Annotated in this window: 14 protein-coding genes; 1 reads left to right on the top strand and 13 read right to left on the bottom strand. The window is 63.0% G+C overall.

The window, feature by feature from the left end; translation table 11 throughout:
• Position 1: 1 nt before the first annotated feature.
• The 9 genes from M653_RS0100555 to M653_RS0100515 all read right to left on the bottom strand — a co-directional run bounded on the left by M653_RS0100555 (position 2) and on the right by M653_RS0100515 (position 9,836).
• Complete coding sequence (locus M653_RS0100555; RefSeq protein WP_245262036.1) at positions 2-1,006, bottom strand: ABC transporter permease; 1,005 nt, start codon at positions 1,004-1,006, stop codon at positions 2-4.
• Positions 1,007-1,064: 58 nt separating this feature from the next.
• A complete protein-coding gene (locus M653_RS0100550) occupies positions 1,065-2,009 on the bottom strand; it encodes a substrate-binding domain-containing protein (protein WP_027141517.1) in 945 nt (314 codons plus the stop codon).
• Positions 2,010-2,065: 56 nt separating this feature from the next.
• Entirely contained in the window at positions 2,066-2,980 is a 915-nt protein-coding gene (locus M653_RS0100545) for a sugar phosphate isomerase/epimerase (protein ID WP_027141516.1), read from the bottom strand.
• A 58-nt stretch (positions 2,981-3,038) separates the two neighbouring features.
• A complete protein-coding gene (locus M653_RS0100540) occupies positions 3,039-4,136 on the bottom strand; it encodes a Gfo/Idh/MocA family oxidoreductase (RefSeq protein WP_027141515.1) in 1,098 nt (365 codons plus the stop codon).
• A gap of 35 nt (positions 4,137-4,171) precedes the next feature.
• A complete protein-coding gene (locus M653_RS0100535) occupies positions 4,172-5,233 on the bottom strand; it encodes an ABC transporter ATP-binding protein (RefSeq protein WP_027141514.1) in 1,062 nt (353 codons plus the stop codon).
• 3 nt (positions 5,234-5,236) lie between these two features.
• The gene (locus M653_RS0100530) at positions 5,237-6,328 is read right to left on the bottom strand and encodes an ABC transporter ATP-binding protein (protein WP_027141513.1); all 1,092 of its coding nucleotides are present in this window, start codon (positions 6,326-6,328) and stop codon (positions 5,237-5,239) included.
• Positions 6,325-7,284: a sugar ABC transporter permease gene (locus M653_RS0100525; protein ID WP_027141512.1), complete on the bottom strand. Its 960-nt coding sequence runs from the start codon at positions 7,282-7,284 to the stop codon at positions 6,325-6,327. The genes M653_RS0100530 and M653_RS0100525 overlap by 4 nt, the downstream gene beginning before the upstream one ends.
• Positions 7,281-8,141, bottom strand: coding sequence for a carbohydrate ABC transporter permease (locus tag M653_RS0100520; protein ID WP_027141511.1), 861 nt, complete (start codon positions 8,139-8,141; stop codon positions 7,281-7,283). Before M653_RS0100520 ends, M653_RS0100525 begins: the two co-directional genes overlap by 4 nt.
• 81 nt (positions 8,142-8,222) lie before the next feature.
• Entirely contained in the window at positions 8,223-9,836 is a 1,614-nt protein-coding gene (locus M653_RS0100515; protein WP_027141510.1) for an extracellular solute-binding protein, read from the bottom strand.
• 358 nt (positions 9,837-10,194) lie between these two features.
• Between M653_RS0100515 and M653_RS0100510 the strand changes: the two genes are divergently transcribed.
• Positions 10,195-11,223: a LacI family DNA-binding transcriptional regulator gene (locus M653_RS0100510; protein ID WP_027141509.1), complete on the top strand. Its 1,029-nt coding sequence runs from the start codon at positions 10,195-10,197 to the stop codon at positions 11,221-11,223.
• An 8-nt stretch (positions 11,224-11,231) separates the two neighbouring features.
• Here the strand turns inward: M653_RS0100510 and M653_RS0100505 are convergent, their stop codons facing one another.
• The 4 genes from M653_RS0100505 to M653_RS0100490 all read right to left on the bottom strand — a co-directional run bounded on the left by M653_RS0100505 (position 11,232) and on the right by M653_RS0100490 (position 14,537).
• Positions 11,232-11,672 carry a DUF126 domain-containing protein gene (locus M653_RS0100505; RefSeq protein ID WP_027141508.1) on the bottom strand — a complete coding sequence of 147 codons (441 nt, stop codon included), beginning with the start codon at positions 11,670-11,672 and terminating at the stop codon, positions 11,232-11,234.
• Entirely contained in the window at positions 11,669-12,919 is a 1,251-nt protein-coding gene (locus M653_RS0100500) for an aconitase X (RefSeq protein WP_027141507.1), read from the bottom strand. The genes M653_RS0100505 and M653_RS0100500 overlap by 4 nt, the downstream gene beginning before the upstream one ends.
• A gap of 532 nt (positions 12,920-13,451) precedes the next feature.
• Entirely contained in the window at positions 13,452-13,616 is a 165-nt protein-coding gene (locus M653_RS1000000135190) for a DUF3309 family protein (RefSeq protein WP_023768317.1), read from the bottom strand.
• Positions 13,617-13,901: 285 nt separating this feature from the next.
• A complete protein-coding gene (locus M653_RS0100490; RefSeq protein WP_245262035.1) occupies positions 13,902-14,537 on the bottom strand; it encodes an isoprenylcysteine carboxylmethyltransferase family protein in 636 nt (211 codons plus the stop codon).
• Positions 14,538-14,701 lie beyond the last annotated feature (164 nt).

The following is a 14,701-nucleotide window of genomic DNA, read 5'->3' as shown; positions in this document are numbered from 1 at the left end:
GTCAGCCCCTTGCGGCGTTCTTCTGCAGCAAAGCGTGCAGGATGAGCATGGCGAGGATGATAAGGCCGACAAAGATGTTGTAGGCGAGCCCCGGCACGCCAATCAGCACGATGCCGTTTCGGATGGCGCGCAGCATCAGCGCGCCGACGATTGTGCCAAGGATGGTGCCGCGTCCGCCGGTCAGCGCCGTGCCGCCGACCACCACCATGGCGATCACCTCCAGCTCATAGCCGGTGCCGGCCACCGGCGAGGCGGCCGAGATGCGGAAGGCGCTGATCATGCCGGCAAGGCCGGCCAGCACCGAGGTCGCGATGAACAGCCAGATCTTCACGGTGTCGGCGGGAACGCCGCGCGCCACCGCCGCGTTGCGATTAGAACCGATGGCGCTGATCCAGTTGCCGAGCTTGGCGTAACGCAGGATGTAGATGGCAAACAGCGACAGGCCGATGAACCACCACAGCGAGGTATAGAAGCGGAACGAACCGATGTTGAAGCTGCCGGCGAGCAGCGTCACGAAGAAGCCCGGCTGGTCCCAGGATTTCAGCGGAAAGCCTTGCGTGATGTAGAGCGCTGCCCCGCGCACGACGAGCAGCATCGACAGCGTCACCAGGAAGGAGGAGATGCCGATCTTGGTGACGATCAGCCCGTTGATCGCGCCGATCGAGATGCACAGCACGAGTCCGGCCAGAAGCGCGACACCTATATCCACGCCGCCATTCTGCACCAGCAGCATCACCACCACTGGCGCCAGTCCAAACACCGCGCCTACGGAAAGATCGAATTCGCCTGCCGTCAAGAGCAGTGTCATGCCGAGCGCGATGATGCCGAGTTCGGGCAGGAATGCCATCATGTTGGAGATGTTGAGCGGCGACAGGAAATTGGCGTCGGCGACAGCGAACACCGCCAGCAAAATGATGAGGATGACGAAGGAGGAGAATTGCGGCGAGCGCATCAGGCGCGATCTGCCCTTCACTCTCGGCGCTTCGTCTTCTGCGGCAATTGTCATGACTGCTTGGACCATGCTTGAAAGACGCCCGCCGCCTTCGCAGCGGGCGCTGGTTTTCTCATTTCTTGTCGTAGAGTTTCAGGATCGGCTCGACGCTGGAGGCGTCGTAGAGACCGAAAGTGTGGACGTCGTAGCCGATCGGCTCGCCAGAGGCGGCAAGCCCTAGCAGCGCCACCGGCATGAAGCCTTGCGCCGACGGGTACTGCCAGGCGGCGGCGTTGACGAAGCCGTCCTTGACGGCCTGCGCCGTCTCCTTGGAATTGCCCCAGCCGACGACCGGGATCTTGCCTGCCGGCACACCGGCGCCATCGAAGACGCGCTTGACGCTGGCCGCCACGGAATCGCCGAGCGCGATGATCGCCGGCGGATTGTTGGCGACCATGTAGTCGGTCATCTTGGCGATGATGCCAGCCGGATCGGTGCCGCAGTCGACCACGTCATATTTGATCCCCAACGGACCGAAAACACTGGCGATGCCCTCGGTCTCGAGTTGCTGGTAGCTGGCGCCGGGAACCTCTACCGGCAGGAAGACCTTGTCGCCCTGCTTCACCATCTTGTGGTCGACGAGGTATTTGGCCCAGGTGACGCCGGCTTCCCTAAGGTCGGCCCCGACATAGGCCTGCCGTCCTGTCGCCGGATCGTCGGTGTTGAAGAACACGATCGGGATGCCGGCCGCCTTTGCCGCTTTCACCTCTTCGGTCCACAGGCCGGGCTGCGCCGACGTCGTGGCGATGCCGTCGGGTTTGGCGGCAAGCGCCGAGTTGAAGGCTTCCTTTTGCGCCGCCATGTCGCCGCCGCTGAAGGAGATCTTGCAGGTCACCTTGAGCTGGTCGCAGGCCTTGGTCGCGCCGGCGTTCCAGTCGATCCAGAACGCATCCGACGGACCGCCATGCGACAAGAGATAGAAGGTCTTCTGGCCGTCCTGCGCCTGCGCCGCCGTGCCAAGGACAACGCCGGCGAGCACTGTCGCGGCGGCCGCCAATTTCAATGCGAATTTCAACATTCTTTCCTCCCTTGTTTGAAGCCGCGCCGCCATGCACCGGGCGGCGCGGCCGGCCATCACAGGCCGTTGGCGCGGAATTTCCCATCAAGGAATGTCTTGGCGCGCGGTACGTCGTCCTCCGACAGATGCTCGATGATCACAGGGATGTTCGGATGCTTCTCGGCCAGCCGCTGGAGATAGAGGTCGTAGTTCAGCGACCCGAGGCCGGGCGCCGGCAGTTCGATCTCGCCAACGCCGCGGAAGGTGTGGCTTTCCATCGCGTCGGCGTCGCCGATGTCGGCATGCTTCTCCGACTTGTCGTCGCCCGAGCGCTTGACGTCCTTGGCGTGCGCGATCTTGATCTTGTCGGTCAGCGTGTCGAACACCTGGTTCAGGATCTGATCCATCCGGTCGATGTTGTGGGTCTCGAAATAGTTGGTCGGGTCCATCAGCAGGCCGAGGCCGGGATGGTCGACCTGCGCGAACATCTTCACCGTCTCCTCGACCGAGCCGACGACGTTGTTGACATAGGTTTCGAGCAGGAAAACCGCGCCGTGGTCATAGGCCGTCTGGGCAAGGTCCGCGATCACCTTGCGGCACTCCTCGAACCCTTCCTCGGTCTTGTTCTTGGGGTGATGCACCCAGTCGGATTCGGTGTTGTAGGTGCCGGTTTCCGAAATCACGTAAGGCGAGCCGAACTCGCGCGCATTGCGGATGATCTCCTTGAGATAGCCGACGCGCTTCTCGCGCTCGGCCTTGTCGGGATGAATGATGTTGGTGTAGCCCGACACGCAGCAGACCGGCAGATTGTGGTCGCGGAAGACGTCGCGCACCTGCTTGGCCTTCTCCTTGGTGATCTGGCCGGCCGACAGGTCGACATCCCTGAAATGCAGGTCGAGCTGCACCGTGTTGAAACCGAGCCCCCGGATTTTCTTCGTCGTCTCTTCGAGACCGTACGGGAAATAGCCTGTGAAAATGCCTGCTTGCATCATGATGTGAATTCCTCCCAGTAAGCGATTCAGTTGCCAGTGATTTCAGCTGCCGGTGATTTCAGCTGATTGAGTTTGTCGAGATTTCGGAGAGCTTGACGGTGCGGCCCGACGCGATCGAGCGGTAGCCCGCCTCGACCAGCGCCATGGTCTTGACGTTGTCGGCGACGGTTAGCGCCGGCGGCGTGCCGGTCTTCACGGCGTGCTGCAACTGCTCCATCACGCCGATGAAGGCATGCGGGAACCACATCGTCTCCCAGCTTGGGCTGATCCATTCGCCGCCGGTCGTCTCGGCCGAGGCGTAAGTCAGCGTCGAGGCGGCACCCGTCGGCCAGCCGATCGTGCCCTTGGCGACGCCCTTGGTGCCGTCGACACGCCAGTTGATGTGCTGATCGTCCTTGTAGCCGTCCTGGCGCGGACCCGACCATACGTCCTCCAGCGACACGGCGAGCACGCCGGACGGGAAGCGCAAGGTCGAGACGGTGATGCCGTCGGAATGGTCGAATCTCGTGCGCGGATCCTTGCGCGTCAGCGTCGTGATCTCGTCGGGATCGCCGAACAGGAAGCGCAGCACGTCGAGGTGATGCACGCTCATATTGGCGAGTGTCAGCCGGTCATAGCCCTGAAGGAAGGTCTGCCAGTGCGGGATGGCATGCATGTCGATCTGCGCGAAGACGATGTCGCCCAGCGCGCCGCTGTCGATGATCTGCTTCAACACGCGCATCGACTGGTCGTAGCGCATGTTCTGGTTGACCGAGAGGATCTTGCCGGCCTTCGCCGCCTCATCGCGCAGCCTGACGGCTTCCTCGACCGACAGCGCCAATGGCTTTTGGGCCAGGATCCCTTTGATGTGGCTCTGCTTCAGCGCATGGCGGATCAGCGCCGGCTGCTGGTCGGGCGGAAAGGCGAGGTCGATGATCTCGACCTTTGCGTCCTCGATCAGCTGTTCGGGCGTATCGTGGACGGTCGGGATGCTCCAACGGTCGGCGACCTTTTGCGCATTCGCCTTGGTGCGCGAGGCGATCGCCACCACCGGGAATCCCGCCTCCTTGTAGGCAGCCAGATGGCACTCGGCCATGATCATGCCGGCGCCGACGCAACCGATCCTGAATTCCTTCGTGCGGACCTTCACGTCCGGCTCGAAGCCCTTGTCTGTCATGCCTTCCTCCCGAAATCCTGTCCTCGCGGCCGCATTCATCTTGCCAACGCGCCTCCGCCCTGTCCGAAATAATGCACCCGTGCCGGCTCGCAGGATATCGCCACCATCGCGTCGGGCCTGATGTCAGGCTGGCCGCGCAGCAAGGCCTTCAGCCGCGCCTGCCCGGCGGCGAGCGTCACCACGGTGTAGCCGCCAAGCGGCTCGACCTCGAACACCCGCGCCGGGCGACCCGAGCCGCCATCCGCCCACGGCTTGACCCTGATATCTTCGGGCCTGAGTCCGATCTCGACGGCATCGGCGGGAGCCGTCTTGTCGGCAATGCGGATCACGCCTTCGGCGGCTTCGACACTGCCCTCGCCACGAACGGATTTGAGGATGTTCATGACAGGCGAACCGAGCAGCCGCGCCACATAGGTGCTGGCCGGACGGTCATAGATCTCGACCGGCGCGCCGATCTGCCTGATACGGCCATTGTCCAGGATAGCGATGCGGTCGGCGATCGACATCGCCTCTTCCTGGTCGTGGGTGACATAGATCAGCGTCTTGCCGAGCTCGCGCTGGATGCGCTTCAGCTCGACGCGCGTTTCCTCGCGCAGCCGCGCGTCGAGCGCCGAGATCGGATCGTCCATCAGATAGGCGTTGGGGTCGCGCACCAGCGCACGCGCGATCGCCACGCGCTGCCGCTCGCCGCCCGAAAGCTGCGCCGGCGGCTTGTGCAGGATATGGCTGATATGCAGCTTGGCCGCGACATCGGCGACGCGTTTCTTGATATCGAGCTCGGCGACCCGGCGCTCGACCAGCGGGAAGCGGACATTGTCGAGCGCGCTCATATGCGGGAACAGCGCCAGGTTCTGGAACACCATGGCGACGTTGCGCTCGGCCGGCGACACCGCGTTGACCGGCTTGCCGCCGATCAGGATTTCGCCGGCATCCGGCGTTTCCAGCCCGAGCACCAGGCGCAGGATTGTCGACTTGCCCGACAGCGGCGGCCCGAAGAAGCAGAAGAACTCGTTGTCGTTGACGGTGAACGAGGCATCGTCGACGGCGAGCGTCGTGCCGTAGCGTTTGGTGACATTGCGGAAGACGATGTCGGCCATGGTTCAGCCCGCTCTCATCGCAACGCCGCTGGCGGCGTCGAAGACGCGCACCGATGACGCCGCGGGTGCGACGACCGCGGTTTGCCCGATCGACAACCCGACATCATTGTCGAACACCGCTTTCACGGCGCCTTCGCCCCGGCCGAGATGAACGACGGTGCGCGCGCCGATGCGCTCGACAAAGGTGACCGGCATGGCAAGCCCGCGCCCGTCTTGCGCCAGGGTCACCTCTTCCGGCCGGAAGCCGTAGAGCACCTCGCCGCGTGCGCCGCGCAAGCTGGCCGCCAGGTCGTCCGGCAGCGGCGGTGTGACACCCAGCGGCCCGAGATCGACGACCAGACCCCGGTCACTCTCCGCCGGCCTGCCCTTGAGCAGATTCATGCCCGGCGCGCCGATGAAGCGGGCGACGAAGACATTGGCCGGATTGTTGTAGACCTCGAGCGGCGTGCCGACCTGCTGCAGCACGCCGTGGTCCATGACGGCGATGCGGTCGGCCATGGTCATGGCTTCGAGCTGGTCGTGGGTGACGTAGACCATGGTCTGCCTGAACTGACGCTGCAGCTGTTTCAGTTCGGTGCGCATGACCGCGCGGAAGGCCGCGTCGACATTGGACAGCGGCTCGTCGAGCAGGAAGATCGCCGGCTCCATGATTGCGGACCGGCCGATCGCCACGCGCTGCAATATGTTGACCGACAACCGGTCGGCCCTGCGGTCGAGCAGCGGCGTCAGTTGCAGCAGCTCGGCAACGGCGCCGACGCGACGATCGATCTCGGCCTTGGCGGCACCACGCATCCTCGGTCCATAGGCAAGATTCTGGCGCACCGTCATATGGGTAAAGATGGCATAGTTCTGGAAGACGAAACCGACGCCGCGACGGCCCATCGGCACGCCGGCCATGTCGCGTTCGCCAAACAGGATCTTGCCGCTGGTCGGCTCCTCCATGCCGGCGATCATGTTCATCGTCGTCGACTTGCCGCAGCCGGACGGCCCGAGCAGCGCCATGAACTCGCCGTCGGCGATATCGAGGTCCATCGTCTTCAGCGCCGTGAAGTCGCCGAATGTCTTGGTGAGGTGCTTGAGCTGGATCGTGCTCATGCCGGCACCTGCCTTGCCCGCGCCATGCGCTTCATGGCGAACACGGCAACGATGGAGAGCACCACCAGAATGGCCAGCGCGATCGCCGCCACATAGCCCCAGATCAGGTCCTGCGTGGTGACCTTGTAGATGTAGACGGAGATCGTCTCGGTGGCGACGCCGGGGCCGCCGCCGGTCATGATGTAGAGCGTATCGAAGATCTTGAAGTTCTCGATCACCCTTATCGCCAGCGCGATGATGATGATCGTCTTCATTTTCGGCAGCACGATGGTGATAAAGCGCTGCCAGGAATTGGCGCCGAGCAAGGTCGCCGCCTTGACCTGGTCCTCCGGCACGCCGACCAGGCCGGCAAGCAGGATCAAAAACATCAGCGGCGTCCACTGCCAGATGTCGGCGATCATCACCGCGATCAGCGCCAGGGTCGGGTCCGACAGCCAGGCGACGGTGACACGTGTGCCGGATAGGACCGACAGGATGTCGTTCACCGGGCCGCCCGACTGGAACAGCATGAAGAACATGTAGCCGGCCACCGCCGGCACCACCATCATCGGCATCAGCAGGATCGAATAGAAGATGCGCTTGCCGGGGAAATCGTCGGCGAACAGCGTCGCCAGCGCGAGGCCCAACAGGAATTCCGCCGGCACGCAGACGATCATGACAATGACCGTGCGCTTCAGCGCGCTCCAGAACCGTGCGTCGGCGGCGAGATCGGTGTAGTTGGCAAAGCTGTTCCACATGTCCCAGGCGTTCCACCAGCCGAGGCCCGAAAGCGGCGACCAGTCGGTGACGCTGATGTAGAGTTGCATCAAGAGCGGAAAGGCCGAGATGAACAGCACCAGGATCTGCGCCGGCAAGGTCAGCCGAAAGCCCAGCCGCGTGCCCTCGTCACGCAGGGCTGGCCTGCCGCGCGCGGCGCCCGTCTCGTCCTCAGAAATCGTTGCGGTCACGGCGCTCATTGCTTGAGCGCTCCGAAAGTCAGCCCGCGCACCAGATGGCGCTGGATGGCGATTCCCATGATGACCGGCGGCACGGCGGCAATGAGCCCAAGCGCCGCCTTGGCGCCGTAGAGCTGGCCGGTCATCGAGGACGACAGCGAGGCCATGTAGACCGGGATCGTCACCCATTCGCGCGTCGTGAGCAGCAACGCGATCAGATAGTCCGACCAGTTGAGGATGAAGACGAAGAGGGCAGCGCTCGCCAGCGGCGCGCGCATCATCGGCAACGTGATGCGGGTGAAGACGCGCAGCCGCGAGCAGCCCTCGACCAAGGCGGCTTCCTCGATCTCTCGCGGCATGTCGTCGAAGAAGGTCTTCATCAGCCAGAAGGCGAACGGCAGCGTGACGATGCCGTAAATCAGCGCCAGCCCCCACCAGCTGTCGGTGAAGTTGAGGAATGCCCACATGATCATGACAGGGATCATGACGGCCATCGGCGGAAACAGCCTGAGCTGAATCAGCGCCAACGGCAGGTTCTGGCCGGAGCCGAAGCGCGACAGGCCGTAGGCGGCGGCGGTGCCGGCCGACATGGCGATCGCGGTGCCGAACACCGCCGACAGAAGCGACGACAGGATCGGCTTCAGCGCGGTGCGATCGAGCGCGACGATCAGATTGTTGGTGGACTCGCCGAATACGAACTGGAAGTTGCTGAGCGTCGGGTTCTTCGGCCACCATGTCAGGTCGGCACCGGTCGCCGACCATTCGGCGATCGGCTTGAAGGCCATCGAGACCATCCACAAGATGGGCACCAGCGTGACACCCATCGCCGCGAGGATCGCGGCGTAGCGGAATATCTCGAAGGGGACGGAACGCTTCATCTGGCTGCTTTGCTGGTGGCGTCGGTTGCGGAGGGGAAAACCTTTCGTCCCTCCCCTCCGTCTCTGATCCAGGGAGACGGATCAGCTGATCGGATCGAGAACGGTCGGCCAAGCCTCCTTGTTGGTCCTGATGGCTTCGAGCAATTTGTCTTCGCCGATGCGCCGCGCGATCTTCTTCCACTCGGCTTCCGTGTCGGCCATCGCCTGCTCCGACGTCTTGGCCTTGGTCAGCGAGGCCATGAGGTTTTCGTCCAGCGCGTTGTGGAAGGCGGTGGCGCCGGGATAGTTGATGGTTGGCACCGTGCGGGCGACCGTCTCGCGCACAACGTCCATGTGGTAGGCATGATAGGTCTGGCGCACCAGCGGATCGGAAAAGTCCGAAAGCCGGAACGGATCGAGATAGCCGCCGGGGTTGGCGCTCATCCAGGCATAGATGCGGGCCGAACCCAGCCATTGCAGCAGGAGATAGGCGACCTCCTGGTTCTTCGACTGCGACGAGACCATGCCGGTCAGTGAGAACCAGAGTACGGAGCGGCTGATCAGCTTGCCGTCGATCTCCCGGCCGGGCGGCAGCATCGAGCCGATCTTGCCGGTGACCTTGGAGTCCTTGTTGCCGGCATTGTCGAGGAATTTCGGCAGGTTGGAGAAGGCGCAGGTCATCGCCGCACCGCCCTTGGCGAAATTGCCGTATTGCTCGGGCCAGCCCCATGAAATCGCGTCCGGCGAATGATGGGCAAGCGATTCAACATATTCGTTGGTGGCGGCGATGCCGTGTTCGGAATTGATCCGCGGCTTGCCGTCGTCGCCGAACAGGAACTGGTTGGGCGAGGCCATCGAGACATAGCGCTGGTACCAGTTGGTGTAGCCCCAGCCCTGGTTGCGCAGGTCGGTGGATCCGAACAGGCCCTTGTCCGGGCGCTGGAAGAAGGCAGCGATATCGCCGTGCTGCTTCCAGGTTTTCGGCGGCGCCAGATCATAGCCGTATTTGTCCTTGAAGGCCTTCTTCTCGGCTTCGTCGCCGAACAGATCGGTGCGGTAGACCCAGGTCTGGAAGTCGCCGTCCAGCGACACGCCATAGTTCGAGCCGCGATATTTGTTGAGCAGCGACACGCCTTTGGCGCCGTCGACATAGCCGGTCTTGGGATCGTCCCACTCGGGTTTATACTGGGCGACGAAATCGTCGAGCTTGGCGATACCGCCGGTCTCGGCGAGATCGCCAAGGCGGTTCCACTCGGTCGAATAGATATCGTAGGCCCCACCCTTGGTGGAGATGTCCTGCATGGTCTTGGTGAATTCCTGACCGTTCGGCAGGCCGACGATCTCGATCGGGATGCCGGTCTCCTTTTCCCAGAGCTCCTTGATCGACGGCGCGCCGGCAGGGAAAGGCTGGGTGAGCTGGCCGATCGAGCCGTCCGACAGGCCAAGCACGATCTTGGCCGGCGCCTTGCCGGCGCCCTTCAGCGCCTTGGCGGCCTCGACGGCGCGACCCTCAGGCGTGTCGGGGCCGTATTGATAACGCTCGGCGCCGTCGAAGCCGGTCGGCCCACCGATCATGCCGGGCGCCAGGGCATCGGCAGCATAAGCGCGGCCGGGACGGATGAATTGCGGTGCGACACCTGCGGCGGCTACGAATACCGCCGCCTTTCCTCCGGACGCCAGCAACCGGCGCCGCGAGATGCGGATCAGATCAGACATTGGAATTCCTCCCTCAGGCCCAATGTTTCCTCCACGAGCCTATGAGGGATATTGACGGCACTATCGGAAGACTGTCAACATCATAAATAATCAAAATACCTCATAACATGGCAATGAGGCAGGGAAATGCACCATACCGGGATTCCTATACCTCTCCAGATGCCTCGATCTGATGGGAAATGTGTTTCCTTTCCCTGCATGATCGTACCGGGCGACTCGATTTTAGCCCAACGGCTTGCGCATCGGCTAAGGCCGGATACATCATTTTCCATCAGAATCGCGGATAACGAGGCGGCTGACGTCATCAGGCCTGCAGCCGGCATTGCTTGATCTTGATGCATTGAGGAGATGAAAGACGGTGCGTTCCACCCTGACTGACATAGCCCGGGAAGCCGGCGTCTCCGCCGCCACCGTTGACCGCGTGCTCAACAACCGCCCCGGCGTGCGGGCTCGCACGCGCGAGGTCGTGCTCGAAATGGCGCAGCGCCTCGGCTACATCGCCGAGAGCTCAAACGGAGCGTCGCTGCGACCTATGCCCGGCGAGATCATCCGGCTCGACTTCGCGCTGCCGGCGGGCACCAATTCCTTCATCAAGATGCTGCACCGCCACATCGAGGCGCAGGCCCTGGCGCGCCCCGATCTCGACGTCCATATCGCCAGCATAGAGGGCTTCAATCCCGACCGGCTCGCCCGCCTGCTGCAGGATCTGCGGGGCCAGACGCAAGGCGTCGGCGTCATCGCGCTCGACCATCCAACGGTGCGCGAGGCGATCCGCTCGCTGTCGGCCAACAACGTCAAGGTGGTGACGATCGCCTCCGACATCCTGCATGTGCCGAGGGTCGCCTATATCGGCATCGACAACCGCGCCGCCGGGCGGCTGGCCGGCTATCTGCTCAACCGTTTCATGGGTTCTGGGCACCCCGGCAAGGTGGCGCTGTTCGCCGGCTCGCTCTCCTATCGCGGCCATGAGGAACGAGAGATGGGCTTCCGGCACATATTGACAGAGGAATCGCCCAATCTCGAGATCGTCGAGATGCGCGAAATGCTCGACGATCGCGAAAAGGCCTATTCGGAGGCGTCGGCCCTTCTGGAACGGCATCCCGACCTTGCCGCGATTTACAATGTCGGCGCCGGCAACACCGGCATCGCGCGCGCGCTCAAGGAGCGCGGCCGTGCGCAATCAATGGTTTTCCTCGGCCACGAGGCGACGGACGGCACCAAGGAACTGCTGCTCGACGGCACGCTCGACGCGGTCATCGACCAGAATCCGCGCGTCGAGGCCCGCGAGGCGCTCAACATCCTGACCCATGCGGTCAGGGGCCTACCCTATGAACTGCACCAGCCGAGGCTGCAGGTGATCTTCAAGGAGAACATCCCGGAGATTTGAGGCAAGTCTCAGATCTTGCGCACGCTCGCCCCACCGTCCTCGCGAACACCAACCGCAATGCGTTCGCCGGAACCAATACCGGCTATGTCGCACACGACCAGCGGCATGCTGATCCCGTAGAGAAACTCGGCGACGATAGCGCCAACGGCAAGGATCGAGTCCGGCCGCTCCAAGAGAATGCCGGCGGGCGCCGTGCCTCGACGGATCGCTTCGGCCAAGACTGAGGATGACGACGACGAGCCGCGCCCGCTCGGCATGACGAGGATCCTGCCGGCGACGTTGTTGCCAAGACCCGGATGCGAATGATCGATGATTTCACCTGTCTCGGCATCGATGCCGCCCCAGAAGCTGAGCGGCTGCGAAAACACCAAAGCCTCCCCTTCGGCGGCGCCGGTCAGCTGGAATGTCCCGGCTCTTTCAACGACCTTCACTTCAATCGGCTGCGTCATGACGCACCCCGCACGACATGGCCGGCCGCGGCGGACTGGATGCAGTCCTTCATATCGGCGAAGGCGACGGTCACACCGATATTGCCCGGTGCGTAATGCGCCCATTTGCCGGAATTGGTCATCACCACGCCGTCGAGCCGCTCGAGGATCGAGGTGACGTAGGTGCAGGTGTCGGCGACCGGGATCAGGCCGAACGCCTCCATGCCGTCGAGCGACCCTTCCTCCCGCAGCCGGCTCAGCGTCGCGCGGCCCGTGTTGACATAGATCGGAATGCCCCTGTCAGGCGCGACGGCACGCAGCAGCGGCAGCAAGCGCGTCCATTCGTCATGCGAGAAATGCGGCGTGCCCAGCGACACGGCACGGAGCGGCGCGCCATCGGGCACAATCGACAGCCTGGACAACGCATGGTCGATGTCGGCACGGTTGATGTGGACAATCTCCTCGGGCACCGTGCCTTGAAAGGCCTCGTCGACGGTTCCGGCCTCCGGTGTGATGCCGACGGCATGGAACAGCGCCACCGCGCCTGTCGTTGCCGCCGCGGCACCAAGCGCTTTCAGCTGATCCTCGTCACGCGGTTTCGGCAGGCCCGCGATCACCGGAACGCGGTCGCCACAGGCTTGCCCGATAATCAGTCCGACGCCGACAAACAGACTGTCGCTCGGCTCTGAACCGGCGATGTCGAGTTCGAACAGGATACGGCCGCGCCGGTTTTCGCTCAGATGCAGACCCCAGGCCGGTGCGCGCCCGGTCATGGCGCAGCACAGATCGATGAAATCGCCATAGCGATTGGTGCGCGCGCCGATCACCGAATTGGCGAAGACAATGGCGTTGGATTCCCCCCAGGCGATCTGCTGGCCGAATTCAGGCCGGAAGCGGGTCTGATAAGGCGCGCAGGTGAAGGTCGCCTGGCAGCCAAGCTCCAGATGCGCCTTCATCAACCGCCGCGCCGGCACTTCTTCCGCGACGGGCATCTTCACCATGCCGGGATGGATAAGGTCGAACGAGCCGACATTCAGCGTCGTCGGGACACGCACACGGCCGCCGCGCTCGACCAGCCGTTCGACGAAATCGAGTCCTGCCTTGCCGTGGTAGAGGCAGCCATCGATATGGGCACCGGTGATGTCGAGCAGGCTGCCGGCGCCGACGGCTTTGGAAAAGGCGATCAGGATCTTCATGGCGGCGGCGACCGAAGGGCCTTGCTCACTGCCGAGCATGGATTTGTCCAGCGCACTCAGTTCCAAAGTCATCGGTGTGCTCCGGACTCTACCCAACCTTATGGCGGGACAGCGCCCCCCTCTGCCCTGCCGGGCATCTCCCCCACGAGGGGGGAGATTGGCAGCTTCAGCCTTACTACACTTTTTGCAACGTGGAACATCTGTGAAACCGGCGATGACAGCCGACTGCATGGAAGCGCAAGGCCTTGTCGAGCGCGCCGAGCGGCTCGTCGAGGGCACGCGCAGCTATGTGAACTCTGTCAGCGATCGGCTCGGACGGACGCTTCACCGCAGGTGGCCCAGCGTCACCCTGCGGCGAGCCAGCACTTCGAGGCAATCGCCTTGATGAAAAAGGAAAGCCCGCTCCGGGGACGCCGGGGCGAGCCTTGGAGGAGGATGAAAGGGTGGGACCTTCTCCTCTTGTTTCCACGGGGGTGTGGACCGCAATCACCATACGCGAGGCCCGCAGAATGCCGGATCACAAGCCGGCTTGCTTGCATCACAATCCGGTGCCCGGCGACGTGAGCGTGGTCACGCGATTGCGATTGCCGCCGTGATCGAACTGCTAAATGCGTCCCAGAACGACAAGGATGATGACGATGAGCAACACAAGTCCGAGACCGCCACCACCATAATAACCGGTTCCGTAGAACGGGCCACCGCCGAGACCGCTGAAGCCGCCGAGCAGCGCGAGGATTAGAATAATGATCAGTATCGTTCCTAGACCCATGGCCTTCCCTGCTCCTGAATGCGCGCTTTCGCGCTGTTTCAACATCGCGCCATTTCGGATGTTGCAAGGTATGAACGTTTTAGGGGGGCTGGCGTTCCGCCGGACCATTGCAGCTGCGGAACATTCAGCCCCGAAACGCAGAAAAGCCCGCCTGGACGGCGGGCTCGGACTGCTGACAACCCTGGCTTTTGCCGGGAGTCTTTGATTCACTGGGCGATGTTGAGGCGACCCGCCCCTGAACAGCCCAAAAATGGGTCCGCCAACAGTGCCTTGGCGATCTTGCTCTCAGAATAGCCGATAGAACAGCCTGTAGTGCACGCGTTCCATGTAGGCGCGATACTCCGCCACGGTGGCCAACAAGGCCTCCTCGCGCAAGATGCGGTAAAGCTGGAGATAGGTAATTACCGCATAGACCGCGAGATTGTGGAAGGAAAAGGCCGACAGGAGGTAGAGCACATGGCCGGCGAGGTAACCGGCATAGATAGGATGCCGCACCAGCCGATAGGCACCGCCCGTCATCACACCGCGATTGGCGGGCAGGATCGCAAAAGAGCGCCCCAGCGAGATCTTGCCCCAGATAACGAACAACAGTGCGATGAACTGCAACGGCGCGGCGACATAAAGGGGGATGAGTGCAATGCCTGGTTGGAGGGTGATCAACGCAACGCCAAAACTGGCTGACACCGAAACGATGACCGTCAGCGGATTCCAGTCACGCGTCACCGGACGCCGCGACAGAAGCAGCCAGGTGAAGGTGAGTATCTCGGAAATCGCCACCAGCGCGGCATTGAGCCGGGTCGGATCCTCGATAAGCTGATAGACGCCGCGATAGACGAACAGCCCCGCGCACACCAAGGCGCAGACACGAAAAAAACCTTCGCGCAGGTCGAGCAGAATCTCGCGCTTGCGGGCCGCGGACAAAAACCGGTTATCTGCTGCAGGCGAAAGTGTGTCGCTTTTTAACATGAGCAAGGCAAGCATCCCGATGATCCCTCGGGGCGACCCTCGCACGCAACCATTGCCGGGCCGTTAACCGAGAAGATCAGATCGGCATCAAACCGGATCGAAGGTGAGGGCGGCACCCC

The organism is Mesorhizobium sp. WSM3626 (genome assembly GCF_000513935.1).
In the GTDB taxonomy this organism is placed as follows: domain Bacteria; phylum Pseudomonadota; class Alphaproteobacteria; order Rhizobiales; family Rhizobiaceae; genus Mesorhizobium; species Mesorhizobium salmacidum.
The sequence above is the reverse complement of the archived record's forward strand: the minus strand, read 5'-3'. Positions and strand labels throughout refer to the sequence as shown.